The following is a 13138-nucleotide window of genomic DNA, read 5'->3' as shown; positions in this document are numbered from 1 at the left end:
ATGGCCCCTTACTTCCTATGCCGAATACGCGGGTTCACCACGCCGTACAGCAGGTCTACCAGCAGGTTGACGAGGATAATCATCGTCGCGACCAGCAGTACCCCGCCCTGTACCACTGGATAATCACGGCGTTGTAGCGCATCGATCAACCAGCGTCCCAGTCCCGGCCACGAGAAAATAGTCTCGGTCAGGATCGCCCCAGCCAATAACGTACCGACCTGCAGGCCGATAACGGTCACAACGGGCAGCATCGCGTTACGCAGAGCGTGAATGATGATGACGCGCATACGGGTCAGGCCTTTGGCGCGTGCGGTACGAATGTAATCTTCACCCAGTACTTCCAGCATTGATGAACGAGTCATACGCACAATTACCGCCAGAGGAATGGTGCCAAGCACCATTGCCGGCAGGATCATATGCGCCAGCGCATCGATAAAGTTGCCCTCTTCACCCCAAATGGCGGTGTCAATCAGCATAAAACCGGTCAGGGGATTGGAATCATCAAGGAACACCATGTCGCTCACCCGACCGGAAACCGGCGTCAGGTTCCACTGCACGGAAACCAGCATGATCAGCATCATGCCCCACCAGAAAATCGGCATGGAGTAACCCGTCAGCGCCAGGCCAACGGCAGTGTGATCGAAAATGGAGCCGCGCTTAACGGCAGCAAGTACACCTACCGGAATACCCACCGCAACGGCGAAAATCATCGCGCAGACGCCAAGTTCCAGCGTTGCTTTAAAGCGAGGAACGAACTCTTCCCACACCGGTAATCGGCTTTTCAGCGAGATACCTAAATCACCATGCATAACCCCCCAGATGTAATGGAGGTACTGCTGCCACATCGGTTTATCCAGACCGAGTTCAGCCAACAGTTGAGCATGACGCTCAGGGGAAATTCCACGCTCACCCGCCATGATCATTACCGGATCGCCGGGGATCATATGAACGAAAGCAAAGGTGAGAAGAGTGATACCGATAAACGTGGGGATGACGAGTCCCAAACGTCGGAGAATGAACTGCAACATAACCCGGATTCTCTCTAATGACGCACGGCCTGGAACCGTGAATCTGTATTGCTCACAAATCTTATCTCCCCCTCCAGCGAGAGGGAGATAAAGCATTACTGTCAGGTGGCGCTACGGTGACCCGACTTAACGGTCCGTAGCGCTGCCTGGCTTGCTTTTAATTATTCGACAGAGACGTTTTCGAAGTGATGTTTGCCTAATGGATCAACCACATAGCCTTTCACTTCTTTACGCACTGGTTCATACACGGTGGAGTGAGCAACAATCAGAGCCGGGGCCTGATCGTGCATAACAACCTGAGCTTGCTTGTACAGTTCAATACGTTTGTTGTGATCGTCGGTCGCACGCGCCGGCTGGATCAGATCTTCAAACGGCTTGTAGCACCAGCGAGAGTAGTTGGAACCGTCTTTCGCTGCCGCACAGCTGAACAGGGTGGCGAAGAAGTTGTCCGGATCCCCGTTGTCACCGGTCCAACCCATCATCACCGCCTGATGCTCACCCGCTTTGGCGCGTTTCAGATATTCGCCCCACTCGTAGGTCACAATCTTGGCCTGAACGCCAATTTTCGCCCAGTCAGCCTGAACCATTTCCGCCATACGGCGGGCGTTCGGGTTGTAAGGACGCTGTACCGGCATGGCCCAAAGCTCAACGGTAAAGCCTTTATCCTGACCCGCTTCCTTCAGCAGCGCTTTAGCCTTTTCAGGATCGTAGGTGTAGTCTTTAACGTCGTCGTTATAGCCCCACATGGTCGGTGGGATCAGGTTTTTCGCGGCAACGCCAGCGCCCTGATATACCGCTTTAATGATGGCTTCTTTGTTCACCGCGTAGGTCAGCGCCTGACGGACTTTCACGTCATCAAACGGTTTCTTCTCGGTGTTGAAAGAGAGGTAGCCAACGTTCAGACCGGCCTGCTCCATCAGGTTAATGTTTTTATCCTGCTTCATGCGCGCGATATCTGCCGGGTTCGGGTACGGCATCACCTGGCACTCGTTCTTCTGCAGTTTGGCGTAACGCACGGAAGCGTCAGGCGTAATGGAGAAGACCAGACGGTCAATCTGTGGCTTGGTGCCCCAGTAACCTTCGAATGCTTTATACAGAATACGGGAGTCTTTCTGGTACTGCTGCAGCTGGAACGGACCGGTCCCAATTGGGTTCAGATCCACTTTCTCCGGGGAACCGGCTTTCAGCATGTTGTCTGCATATTCTTTGGAAAGAATAGAAGCGAAGTCCATCGCCAGGTCAGCCAGGAAAGGCGCCTCCGGGCGAGTCAGCACGAACTGAACGGTTTTATCGTCCACTTTTTTCACTTCGGAGATCAGATCTGGCAGACCCATCCCTTCGAAGTATTCATAGCTACCGCCAGAGACTTTGTGGTACGGGTTCTGGGCATTTTTCTGACGATCGAAAGAGAACACCACGTCATCGGCGTTTAAATCGCGCGTCGGTTTGAAATCTTTGTTGTCCTGCCACTTCACGCCCTGGCGCAGGTGGAAGGTATAGGTTTTACCGTCTTCGCTGATTTCCCACTTCTCAGCAAGGCCCGGGATCACTTCAGTTGTACCGGTTTTGAACTCGACCAGGCGGTTATAGATCGGTACGGAGCTGGCATCATAGGTCGTGCCAGAGGTGAAAAGCTGTGGGTTAAAGCCTTCAGGAGATCCTTCTGAACAATAAACCAGAGTTTTAGCCTGTACGCTTGCGGCGCAGGTCATAGCCACCAGGCTCAGACCAAGCTTCAGCATCCCTGACTTCTTCAAGGAAATACTCATTCTTCTGCTCCAAATGTGATGTTTGTTGTTTTACCCTTTGCAGTGGGTTTGCACCGCCTGGCCTTTTTTGTTTTTTACCCGGCCGGGTCGGCGTTAAGAGGATAGGGATTCCGTTCACATAAGCGACTGAGTTGCAGTGCGGATTCTCCATGAAATGCCCCTCATGCCCTACAATCTGTCAACAGAATGTGAAAACGTCAATACAGGTAACCGTGATTTACACCAACGGTGAGAATTCGCAAACAAAGATTAAAAAAAGTGCAGAAGGACATTTTCAGCAGGGAAATTTGTGCTACGCGCACTATGCCAGAATAAACATCTTCATATTTCGCAACATTTGGTGATTAACATTTATGCAAATTATTAAAACTTTCTAAATTAATGCTGCATATCTGAGCGATTAATGCCATGAACGCTAAAGCGCACAGCGGAAAATGCCAGGTTCAGCCATAAGTAGCGCAAAAAAAGTTTCAAGCAAATATAAAAAAAGGCAATGGAATATGTCACAGAATCGTTAACAGTCAGTGGGAAGTGGTGCACAATTTTTGCAGATAAAAGGAAGGTCAATTTTGGTCGGAGAGAGAGGATTACTCGCCACTAATGCAAAAAACCCTGCTCGTTGAGCAGGGTTTTGAATTTGGTCGGTGATAGAGGATTCGAACCTCCGACCCCTTCGTCCCGAACGAAGTGCGCTACCAGGCTGCGCCAATCACCGAATGCGGGGCGCATCTTACTGCTCAGCCGCGCCCCCGTCAATCCCTTAGTATCAAAATGCCATTTGATCGGCGAGAAAGTCAGCAGCCCAATTACTGAGCCGTAACCTTCTTCGCGTCCGGGATACGGCACCAGTTGTTATTCTCGTTAATACCGCCATTTGGCGAGGTATAACCGAGGCAACCCAAAATAGTGTCGTACAGTTCCACATGACGACGCGGCACCTTCATATCCGCTTCTTGCTTCAGGTGTGCAAACGCCTTCGCATGGTCTGGGTCTTCCAGATATTTGTCTGACATCCACACCAGCATTGGAACGCGGAACTGCTCTGGCGGAGCCATTTTACGCGGCGTACCGTGCAGGTGCTCACGCTCGTTAATCGACTCACCGTGATCCGCGGCGTAGAACACTATCGCTTTCTTATCCCGCAGTTGATCAAACACTTTGGTAATAAAGTGATCAACATAGGTTACCGAGTTATCAAAAGAGTTAATCATCTCGGCTTTCGAGCAACCGCTATCCACATTGACACACTCCGGCTTCCACTGCGCATATTCGCGGGTGTAGCGCTGCGTGTAGTTAAAATGCGAACCTTTGGTATGCAGAATAATCAGACGTTTGCCATCATCATCCGTCGGTTGCAGAGACTGCTGCATTTCGGTAATCAACAGCATATCGTCAACGTTCTTGCCACGGTTACGCGGCTCTGCGCCAATCTGCTCTCGGTAAGCGATGTTCTCCGCCATGGTATTGCTGTAGAACCACATCTCGCTTTGCATCGCGTAGAGGTCTGTCTTGAACCCTAACTGACCGAGCACGGAAAAGACGTTTTGTTCTTTCAGGGTACGCTGCGGGTTTTCTTCCGCTCCACCTTCACGCACAAACATACAGCGCAGCGAAAGCTTGGTCGCCGTGTCACAGGAATATCCACGGAACGCGGCCAGATTTTTCTCCTGGGCGAGCCTTGGCGTGGTATTTCGCTCATAGCCAAAAATCCCCATATGGTCCCAGCGGGTGGTTTCGCCGATAATAAAGACCACATAGGTGTCGTCGAGGTTCTTAGGCTCAACATAGGTAAATTTCTTCGCCGGGTTCATCAGCGATTTGTTGTCTGAGGATTCATCCACCTGTGCCCAGGCGTACAAACCCAGCGCAGAGAGCCAGTTTGACGGCAAGTAAGAGTTCGCCACAACCCCGCCATAGCTGGGTAAATCGATACCTGTTTCTCGCTCTACGCTTCTCTGTTGCATGCTCAGCAGGCGAATCGGCGCCCACACCATCAGGCCGGCCAGTAAAACTACCGCTACGCTACGCCACCTCATGCCCGGTGTACGAATTTGTCTCATCAACGTGTAGCGGCAGCGGTTACTCCAAATCAGCACCAAGGGAATAATACTGACCGAAACCAGCCACACGATGAAATGCCAGCCGACGACTTCTTTCGATAAATCAATATCCGTGGTCATTACGGAGGCGATAATACCGTAACCAATTACCACGTTCAGGAAGGTCATATAATAACTGGCGCCGGCAGAACACAGCACCAAACAGGTTGCCAGGACACGCCAGGCGCGGCGGCCAAACAAAGAGAGAAGTCGTAGTAAAAAGAAAGTCACCAGCACAGTGCCGGCCAATTCAACAACCGCGGAGAGTCCTTTCCAGACGGTAAAATCGTGCGCATATCCGCTAAAGCGACGGAAAAATACAGCACAGTTCATAAACAAACCGATATAGATTGCCAGCAAGAAACTGAGTTTCTGCTGCGTCATCGACTTAATGTATCTCATGCAAACAAACCCTGGAAATCGGGATAAAAAACCCTGAGCAGCGATCAATCAGACCTGACAGAGGAAAAATGCGACAACAGCAGAGGTGAAATGTCTACGGGCGCGGGTAAGTAGACCACAGGAAGGAGCAAAAGTGCTTATAGAGAATGAAAATGGCGCATAAATTTTTGTAAATATATGCGCCAGGTATTAATCATACTACTAATAGATTTAGGCGTGCGCCTCGGTATAGACGCTACGTTGTGGCTGACGAATAGTGGTAGAAAGCGCCAGCGAAATGATTAACAGCGCAAAGATGACGCAGAAGGTCACATAGAACCCGCCAAACAGCGAGGCGATAATGGAACCGCAAATGCTACCGATACCGAAGCCCAGGTAAATAACACCGTAGTTTTTAGCCAGGTTATTCAGACCGAAGAACTCGCTGACCAGTGACGGGAATACGGTGATGGTGCCGCCAAAGTTAAATGCGACACAGGCAATTGCCATAAAGAAGGTTACGTCATTCAGCGGCGCGAACAACAGTGCAGCCATACCGACCAGCGAAACGACCTGACCAATGGTGATCACGCGAATACGGGAGATTTTATCGGACAGAATCCCCAGCACCAGACGACCCGACAGGTTCGCGATAGAAATGACGGTAACCGCATTCGCCGCCGTCGCCACATCCATATGCGCCAGGCTTTGTGCGATATCTTTCGCCACGCCAATGACGTACAGACCGCTCATACACGCCGTCAGGAACATGACTGCCAGCATCCAGTACTGCGGTTTGCGCATGGACTGCGCCAGGGTGTAGTCGTTCTCAACTACGCCATTCTTCGCTTTCACTTCCTGATTCGGCGCATCTTTCATCAGCGTGGAGCCAAAGACGATCATCACCAGTACGATCGCGCCCCAAATCATAAAGGTTTTTTCCAGGCCCACGGTGCTCAGCAGTTGGCTGTCGATAAATTTAAAACCGAGGCTGCCAAGGCCATAAGAACCGATGGCAAAGGCGGAAATCAGCCCTTTACGCTCAGGGAACCATTTTACGCAGTTGGAAAGCGTTAACAGGTAACCTGCGCCATCCGCCAGACCAACCAGCACACCAGCGCTCAGCCACAGCATAATCAGGCTGTTGGAATGGGCGGTTAAGAAGAAACCGACGCCGAGTAAAATACCGGAGGCCATGGTGACGCGTTTCACGCCAAAACGCTCCTGCAGCTTGCCGGCAACGGAAGAGGAAATCGCCAGCCCGAGGCTCAGCAGGCCAAAGGAAAATGCCACCTGACTTACCGGCGCATCGAGCTTAGAAGAGAGCGCGCCATTAAACAGGCTCCAGGTATAAACAGAACCTAAAGCAAATTGGGTAATAATCGTGCCGATCAGTGTTAGCCAGCGAGTACGCTGATAATCAGAAGTTTTCATGGCAGTCTTCCTGCATAAGCAAAATGGGAAATTCTCTGCCAACAACCATACCGAAGCGCTTTTATGGCCAGGAGAAAACGGCATGAAATGCCGCCAGGACGGAATGAAATGCCTGGAATGCGGAATGAATGACGAGACAAAAAGTCGGGTTACTGAATTTTATCGTAAGAGTTAGTACACGCTATCGCTGAGGGGCGTGTGATTGTTGATCTCAATATGTAACAGAGATGTTTAGCTGATGATTTTTTGCGTTAAAATTTAGCACTCACTCCCATGGTGTACATATAGTCGCTGTTATTGGTGCTATTTTCCGCCTGCGAAAGCGCCGCGTAAGCCGCCATGTGCCGGTTCAACAGCATATCTGCGCCAACGGTAACATCCAGCCAGTTACCGTCTTGACCCGCCGCCGTCATGCGACTGAGGCCCGACTGCGCTTTCCAGATATTCTCGCCAAACTGCTGGTTATAGCTGATTTGCGCCCACGGTCGCACATCACCGAACTGAGAATTGACTCGCCAGCCTAACGTGCTGACGCTGGCATGCCACAGCGGATCGTTCTGCGTTACCGACGTCACGCTATCGCCAAATTCGTTGTAAGTAGACGTGGTCGAACCGTCATAATGCAGCGCGGCCACCGGACCGGTCATCACCTGCCTTGAAAGCGGAAAGTTCCAGCCCATACTCATGCCGCTGGTCGCATCCATAGGCGTTTCATCCGCCAGATTCACCACGGGACCCGCCACGTTTTGAGTGGAGCGAATACGTTCTTCCAGAATGTCGTTATAACGTGGTTGGTGATCGCTGTCCCATGTATAACGTTCAGCCGTATGCCCTGACATCGCATCAACGATATATTCTTGTTGCCAGCCATATGCTGTATTGATGAACAGCGCACAAACTACGACGCTCGCCAGAGTTAACCTTTGGCGACCACTACTGTTTCTTATAATCATCAACGCGACTCCAGAAAAGAGCCGAATTCGGCGATATTATTGTCATTGTGTGAAGGATATCGGGCCCATCAGGCCCTGTATTAAATATTGTCTTTTTAGCTGGCGCGTCAAGGCGGGCCGAATGAAATTTTTACGCCAGTAAAAACAGCGAGGAAGAATATGCAGCGTTGCGGATGGGTCAGCCAGGACCCACTTTACATTGCCTACCACGACAAGGAATGGGGCGTCCCCGAAACAGATGGCAACAAGCTGTTCGAAATGATCTGTCTGGAAGGCCAACAGGCCGGTTTATCGTGGATCACCGTACTAAAGAAACGGGAAAATTATCGCCACGCCTTCCACCATTTTGACCCGGAAAAAGTGGCGGCCATGACCGAAGAGGATGTGGAAAGACTGGTACTGGATGCCGGCATTATTCGCCATCGAGGAAAAATTCAGGCCATTATCGGCAACGCTCGCGCCTTTCTGACCATGGCGCAAAACGGAGAATCGTTTAGCGAGTTCGTCTGGTCATTTGTTGATAACCAACCGCAAGTGACCCGCGCCGCCAACCTGAGTGATATCCCCACCTCTACACCGGCGTCAGATGCACTGTCTAAAGCGTTAAAAAAACGCGGATTTAAGTTTGTCGGCACCACCATCTGTTACTCCTTTATGCAGGCATGCGGCCTGGTCAACGACCATGTCACCACCTGTATCTGTTACCCGGGAGAACAACATGATTCGTGAATCAAAGGCTGATGATCTACCGTCGATTCTGGCGCTGTGGATGGAAAGCACGATCCATGCCCATCCGTTTATCGAAGAACGCTACTGGCGCGAAAGTGAATCCATCGTGCGAGATGTTTATCTGCCAGCCGCACAAACCTGGGTATGGGAAGAAGAAGGGGTGCTCAAAGGCTTTGCCAGCGTCATTGACGACCGCTTTCTCGGCGCACTGTTCGTCGCGCCTGCCGCCATCAGAAGCGGGATCGGCAAAGCGCTGGTGCAGCATGTGCAGCAGCGCTTTTCGTTACTCAGCCTCGAGGTTTACCAGAAGAATCAATCAGCGGTGAACTTCTACCATGCGCTGGGTTTTCGCATTGAAGATGGCGCATGGCAGGAAGAGACTCACCATCCCACGTGGATTATGGGTTGGCAGGCGGATCAAACGCCGTAAGCGTCAACGTTGGTCCGCTGTATTTTTCGAGCCACGCCAGCGCAGTGTTGCCCGCACAGCCATTCCCCAGCTTCGAGCTGGGGAGATCTTTGGTCAGCACGTTGACGGCGCCATTTTTACAAATACCGTTGGCAGCGAGATCCAAATCAGGCCAGGCGCCCTCATGAATACAGATGACACCGGGTTTAATTCCCGTCGTCACGACCGCTCCCGCCAGAACGTGCCCACGCTGGTTCCACACCCTGACCGTGTCGCCATCCGCAATACCGCGCGCTTTGGCATCCTGCGGATGAATCGTGACGGGCTCACGATCCGCTACCGCATACTGTTCGCGCAACGCGCTGTAATTTAGCTGACTGTGCAAACGGTGCGCCGGATGGGCGGAAAGCAGCTGTAACTGGCCCGGCTCGGCGTTACCGAACCACTCATCCGGCTGCAGCCACATCGGATGCCCCGCACAGTCCGCGTAACCGTAACCGGCAATCCTCGCGGAGTAGATTTCAATTTTACCGCTGTCCGTTTTCAGCGGATGCGCCTGTGGGTTGCGGCGAAAATCCGCGAAACGGATAAACTGCGCGCTGGCGGCGTTTTCTGGCATTTCGATCAGCGCATTCCGCTGCCAAAACTCGGTGAATGGCGGCAACGTCACCTGCTGGCTAGCCCCACGCTGCCCGGCAATGTTGTAAAAAGTCTCCAGCCATTCCAGCTCGCTTTTGCCTTCGGTAAATCGCTCATATCCGCCCTTCTCCCAGCGTTCACTCAGCTCGGCAAAGACATCAAAATCATTTCGCGCTTCATCCTGCGGCGATACAACCTGCTTCATCGGCACCAGATGCTGGTTGCTGTAATCGCCAGTCATGGTCAAATCATTACGCTCAAAAGACGTCGTCGCCGGCAGCACGATATCGGCATGCTTCGCTGCGGCTGTCCAGAAACACTCTGAGATAACCACCAGCTCCGGTTTTTGCCAGGCGCGAATCAGACGGTTGGTGTCCTGATGATGGGTGAAGTTAGCGCCGCCCGCCCACCACAGCATACGGATGTCCGGGAAATGGCGGTCCATACCGTTGTGCTGATAAAAACCACTCGGGTTCTCCAGCGCTTCAACAATTCGCGCCACCGGGATTTTATCCACCGCGTCGGTGCCGTTTTTAACGCTGCCCTGCATTGAAGCCAGCACCGCAGCGCGGCGCGTTGGGTTGCCGCCGTTGGCAAAATGGTACGACAGCCCAAAGCCGCCGCCAGGCGTCCCGATTTGCCCGAGCATGGCAGCCAGCGTGACTATCATCCAGTGTTTCTGCTCGCCATACTGCTGGCGTTGCATGCCCCATCCCGCCATCAGCATGGTGGTGTTTTGGTGAAATATCGCCGCAAGTTCACGTATTTTCGCCGCCGGAACACCACAAATTTCAGCGGCCCATTCTGCCGTTTTTGCAACATCGTCAGATTTGCCCAGCAGATAGTCGGCAAAACGGTCATATCCGGTCGTACACCGGGCAAGAAAGTCCGCGTCGTGCCAGCCGTTTTCCACCAGCGTATGCGCGATACCCAGCATCAGCGCCACGTCGGTCCCCATATGCGGAGCGATCCATTCCATCTTCTCGCCAAAGAAATCGACGCTTTCCGATCGCATCGGATCGATACAGATCAACCGCTTCCCGCTGCCACGCAGTGCCTCAAAGTAAGCGAGGCCCTGCTCGTCGGAGGCGTTCCAGGCAATTTTCAGGGTATTCAGTGGATTGGCGCTCCATAACACCACCACTTCGCTGTTCTCCAGCACCACCGGCCAACTGGTCTGCTGCTGGTAAACTTCGTTACCGCCCACCACGTACGGCATGATGGCCTGCGCAGCACCCGTCGAGTAATCCCCCAGATGCCCGGTATAACCGCCCGCCAGCGCCATATAACGCTGTAGCAGGGTCGCTGCTTTGTGTAACACACCGTTGGAACGCCAGCCGTAGGAACCGGCAAAAATCGAGGCCGGGCCGTAGCTGTCACGGATGCGTTTATGCTGCGTATGGATAAGATTCAGCGCGTCGTCCCAACTGACACGAACAAATTCATCCTGCCCGCGCACACCCTGCGGCGCCTCCGGCGAGGCGAGAAAGCCTTTACGCACCATGGGAAAACGTACCCGCGTTTTACTGTGTACCTGGTCGCGCACCACGGTTTGCAAAGAGTTGGGATGGGCGGTGGGCAGCGCGCCGCGAGAGGAGAAAACCGTCTCGCCATCGGTTTCGACGAGAATAGGTCCCCAGTGGGCGGCGGTTAACACCGAGTAATGTGCGGGTGAATTAGCCAAGATGGCGCTCCTGAATGCGATGTGACGGCTTATTTATTATGCCGTTCAATGTTACTTACAAATTTCAGAGTCTTCCCTGGAATTTTCTTCATGTTCACACGTCATAATCAACCGCCACGGTCGCTGTGGTAAAGAAGAAAAAGTCATTAAGGAATTAAGATGAAGAAACGTGTTTTTGTTATTGCTGCCATCGTGAGCGGCGCCCTGGCGGTTTCTGGCTGCACAACAAACCCTTACACCGGAGAACGCGAAGCGGGTAAATCCGGCATTGGCGCGGGTATTGGCTCTCTGGTCGGCGCGGGTATTGGCGCACTCTCTTCTTCGAAGAAAGATCGCGGCAAAGGCGCGCTGATTGGTGCGGCGGCTGGCGCGGCCGTTGGCGGCGGTGTCGGCTATTACATGGACGTGCAGGAAGCAAAACTGCGCGACAAAATGCAAGGAACGGGCGTCAGCGTGACGCGCAGTGGGGATAACATCATCCTGAATATGCCAAATAACGTCACCTTCGACAGCAACAGCAGCAATCTGAAACCTGCGGGTGCCAACACCCTGACCGGCGTGGCAATGGTACTGAAAGAGTACAATAAAACCGCCGTCAACGTGCTCGGCTTCACCGACAGCACCGGCAGTCAGGATCTGAATATGCGCCTGTCGCAGCAGCGCGCGGACTCTGTGGCCAGCGCCTTAATCACTCAAGGCGTCGCCGCTAACCGTATCCGCACTCAGGGTATGGGCCCGGCAAATCCGATCGCCAGCAACAGCACGGCGGAAGGGAAAGCGCAAAACCGCCGCGTAGAGATCACCTTAAGCCCGCTCCAGTAACGTTTTGTGCCGGATAATGGCAGCGTCTTATCCGGCATGAAGCACTTGCCATCGTTGATTTTCGCGTTAAGGTGTTGTCACCAAATTTAGGGAAATCAGCGATGAGCAAATCAACACGGGCAACCATCAGCGATGTGGCGAAAGCCGCAAAAACCGGCAAGACCAGCATTTCACGCTACCTCAACGGTGAAAAGCACCTGCTTTCCGACGCGCTACTGGCCCGCATTGAACAAGCCATTGCCGATCTCGACTATCGTCCCAGCCTGATGGCAAGAGGTCTGAAACACGGTCGTACCCGTCTGATTGGTCTGATCATCGCCGATATTACTAATCCCTACTCCGTCAACGTGTTAAGCGGGATTGAAGCCGCCTGTCGCGATAAGGGCTTTACCCCGCTGGTGTGTAACACCAACAACGAAGTGGATCAGGAGCTGCATTATCTCGACCTGCTGCGCAGCTACCAGGTCGAAGGGATTGTGGTCAACGCCGTTGGAATGCGCGAAGAGGGGCTGAACCGCCTGCAACAGTCTGCGCTGCCGATGGTTCTGATTGACCGTAAAATTCCCGATTTTGCCTGTGATATGGTCGGGCTGGATAACACCCAGGCGGCAACGGTTGCCACTGAACATCTGGTCGAGCAAGGTTTTGAAGCCATCCTGTTCCTCAGCGAGCCGCTGGGCATGGTGAATACCCGCCGCGAACGCCTGAGCGCTTTTCGCGTTACGCTCGCACAGTACCCCGGCGTTATCGCGCAAAATGCCGAAGTCCCGCTAACGGACAATACGCAACTGGATGACACGCTGCGCCAGTTTCACCAGCAGCATCGGGGGATGCGCAAAGCCGTTATCTCTGCCAACGGCGCTCTCACGCTGCAGGTTGCCCGCGCCCTGAAGCGCATTGGCCTTAACTGGGGCAGCGATATCGGCCTGCTCGGTTTTGACGAACTGGAATGGGCGGAGCTGGCGGGCGTCGGTATCACCACGTTGAAACAACCCACATGGCAGATTGGCTACACCGCCGTTGAGCAGGTTGTACGCCGAATTGATGGCGGTTCTGCTGCCATTCAGGAACAGGTATTCTCCGGCGAGCTGATCGTGCGCGGCTCAACTGCCCGTTAAATTTCCTTCGTGATGGTGATCATAAATTCGACATCATGAGCTTTTCTTTGGAACCGGTTCCATCTAGCGTTAT

12 protein-coding genes and 1 tRNA gene are annotated in these 13138 nt (G+C 53.0%); 5 read left to right on the top strand and 8 right to left on the bottom strand.

The genetic code is table 11. The features are described from left to right. Positions 1-8: 8 nt before the first annotated feature. The 6 genes from dppB to HV314_RS01050 form a co-directional block, all read right to left on the bottom strand. Complete coding sequence (gene dppB, locus HV314_RS01075) at positions 9-1028, bottom strand: dipeptide ABC transporter permease DppB (RefSeq protein WP_016154903.1); 1020 nt, start codon at positions 1026-1028, stop codon at positions 9-11. Positions 1029-1189: 161 nt separating this feature from the next. Further along, positions 1190-2797, bottom strand: a complete 1608-nt coding sequence (gene dppA / locus HV314_RS01070) for a dipeptide ABC transporter periplasmic-binding protein DppA (protein WP_016154904.1) — start codon at positions 2795-2797, stop codon at positions 1190-1192. Next, complete coding sequence (locus tag HV314_RS01065) at positions 2712-2948, bottom strand: hypothetical protein (protein ID WP_137398959.1); 237 nt, start codon at positions 2946-2948, stop codon at positions 2712-2714. Before HV314_RS01065 ends, dppA begins: the two co-directional genes overlap by 86 nt. A gap of 487 nt (positions 2949-3435) precedes the next feature. Further along, a tRNA-Pro gene (locus HV314_RS01060) sits at positions 3436-3512 on the bottom strand. 91 nt (positions 3513-3603) lie between these two features. Continuing rightward, positions 3604-5298 (bottom strand): kdo(2)-lipid A phosphoethanolamine 7''-transferase, encoded by a 1695-nt coding sequence (gene eptB, locus HV314_RS01055; RefSeq protein ID WP_016157716.1) that lies wholly within the window; start codon positions 5296-5298, stop codon positions 3604-3606. A gap of 210 nt (positions 5299-5508) precedes the next feature. After that, the gene (locus tag HV314_RS01050) at positions 5509-6711 is read right to left on the bottom strand and encodes an L-lactate MFS transporter (protein ID WP_016154906.1); all 1203 of its coding nucleotides are present in this window, start codon (positions 6709-6711) and stop codon (positions 5509-5511) included. Here HV314_RS01050 and HV314_RS01045 point away from each other — a divergent pair. Next, positions 6710-6886 carry a hypothetical protein gene (locus HV314_RS01045; RefSeq protein ID WP_165500021.1) on the top strand — a complete coding sequence of 59 codons (177 nt, stop codon included), beginning with the start codon at positions 6710-6712 and terminating at the stop codon, positions 6884-6886. The genes HV314_RS01050 and HV314_RS01045 overlap by 2 nt on opposite strands. Before the next feature lie 76 nt (positions 6887-6962). Here the strand turns inward: HV314_RS01045 and HV314_RS01040 are convergent, their stop codons facing one another. After that, the gene (locus HV314_RS01040; protein WP_016154907.1) at positions 6963-7664 is read right to left on the bottom strand and encodes an autotransporter outer membrane beta-barrel domain-containing protein; all 702 of its coding nucleotides are present in this window, start codon (positions 7662-7664) and stop codon (positions 6963-6965) included. 159 nt (positions 7665-7823) lie between these two features. On the opposite strand from HV314_RS01040, the gene tag reads away from it, so the two are divergent. Together tag and HV314_RS01030 are read left to right on the top strand one after the other, a co-directional pair. Continuing rightward, positions 7824-8393 (top strand): DNA-3-methyladenine glycosylase I, encoded by a 570-nt coding sequence (gene tag / locus HV314_RS01035; RefSeq protein WP_046275777.1) that lies wholly within the window; start codon positions 7824-7826, stop codon positions 8391-8393. Continuing rightward, positions 8383-8823: an N-acetyltransferase gene (locus tag HV314_RS01030; RefSeq protein ID WP_016157718.1), complete on the top strand. Its 441-nt coding sequence runs from the start codon at positions 8383-8385 to the stop codon at positions 8821-8823. The genes tag and HV314_RS01030 overlap by 11 nt, the downstream gene beginning before the upstream one ends. Here HV314_RS01030 and HV314_RS01025 read toward each other — a convergent pair. Next, a complete protein-coding gene (locus tag HV314_RS01025; protein WP_181547123.1) occupies positions 8792-11125 on the bottom strand; it encodes a molybdopterin guanine dinucleotide-containing S/N-oxide reductase in 2334 nt (777 codons plus the stop codon). The genes HV314_RS01030 and HV314_RS01025 overlap by 32 nt on opposite strands. A gap of 159 nt (positions 11126-11284) precedes the next feature. Between HV314_RS01025 and HV314_RS01020 the strand changes: the two genes are divergently transcribed. Then, the gene (locus HV314_RS01020; RefSeq protein WP_016157720.1) at positions 11285-11947 is read left to right on the top strand and encodes an OmpA family lipoprotein; all 663 of its coding nucleotides are present in this window, start codon (positions 11285-11287) and stop codon (positions 11945-11947) included. 101 nt (positions 11948-12048) lie between these two features. Next, positions 12049-13065 carry a LacI family DNA-binding transcriptional regulator gene (locus tag HV314_RS01015; protein WP_047415862.1) on the top strand — a complete coding sequence of 339 codons (1017 nt, stop codon included), beginning with the start codon at positions 12049-12051 and terminating at the stop codon, positions 13063-13065. The last annotated feature ends 73 nt before the right edge of the window (positions 13066-13138 follow it).

This window comes from Citrobacter sp. RHBSTW-00887, assembly GCF_013728095.1.
Lineage (GTDB): Bacteria > Pseudomonadota > Gammaproteobacteria > Enterobacterales > Enterobacteriaceae > Citrobacter > Citrobacter braakii.
The sequence above is the reverse complement of the archived record's forward strand: the minus strand, read 5'-3'. Positions and strand labels throughout refer to the sequence as shown.

Bases quoted from the DNA above. Each gene is read 5' to 3' on its own strand.
- eptB (WP_016157716.1), bottom strand. From the start codon at position 5,298: ATGAGATACATTAAGTCGATGACGCAGCAGAAACTCAGTTTCTTGCTG.
- HV314_RS01045 (WP_165500021.1), top strand. From the start codon at position 6,710: ATGGCAGTCTTCCTGCATAAGCAAAATGGGAAATTCTCTGCCAACAAC.
- HV314_RS01030 (WP_016157718.1), top strand. From the start codon at position 8,383: ATGATTCGTGAATCAAAGGCTGATGATCTACCGTCGATTCTGGCGCTG.
- tag (WP_046275777.1), top strand. From the start codon at position 7,824: ATGCAGCGTTGCGGATGGGTCAGCCAGGACCCACTTTACATTGCCTAC.
- HV314_RS01050 (WP_016154906.1), bottom strand. From the start codon at position 6,711: ATGAAAACTTCTGATTATCAGCGTACTCGCTGGCTAACACTGATCGGC.
- HV314_RS01065 (WP_137398959.1), bottom strand. From the start codon at position 2,948: ATGGAGAATCCGCACTGCAACTCAGTCGCTTATGTGAACGGAATCCCT.
- dppB (WP_016154903.1), bottom strand. From the start codon at position 1,028: ATGTTGCAGTTCATTCTCCGACGTTTGGGACTCGTCATCCCCACGTTT.
- HV314_RS01015 (WP_047415862.1), top strand. From the start codon at position 12,049: ATGAGCAAATCAACACGGGCAACCATCAGCGATGTGGCGAAAGCCGCA.
- dppA (WP_016154904.1), bottom strand. From the start codon at position 2,797: ATGAGTATTTCCTTGAAGAAGTCAGGGATGCTGAAGCTTGGTCTGAGC.
- HV314_RS01020 (WP_016157720.1), top strand. From the start codon at position 11,285: ATGAAGAAACGTGTTTTTGTTATTGCTGCCATCGTGAGCGGCGCCCTG.
- HV314_RS01040 (WP_016154907.1), bottom strand. From the start codon at position 7,664: ATGATTATAAGAAACAGTAGTGGTCGCCAAAGGTTAACTCTGGCGAGC.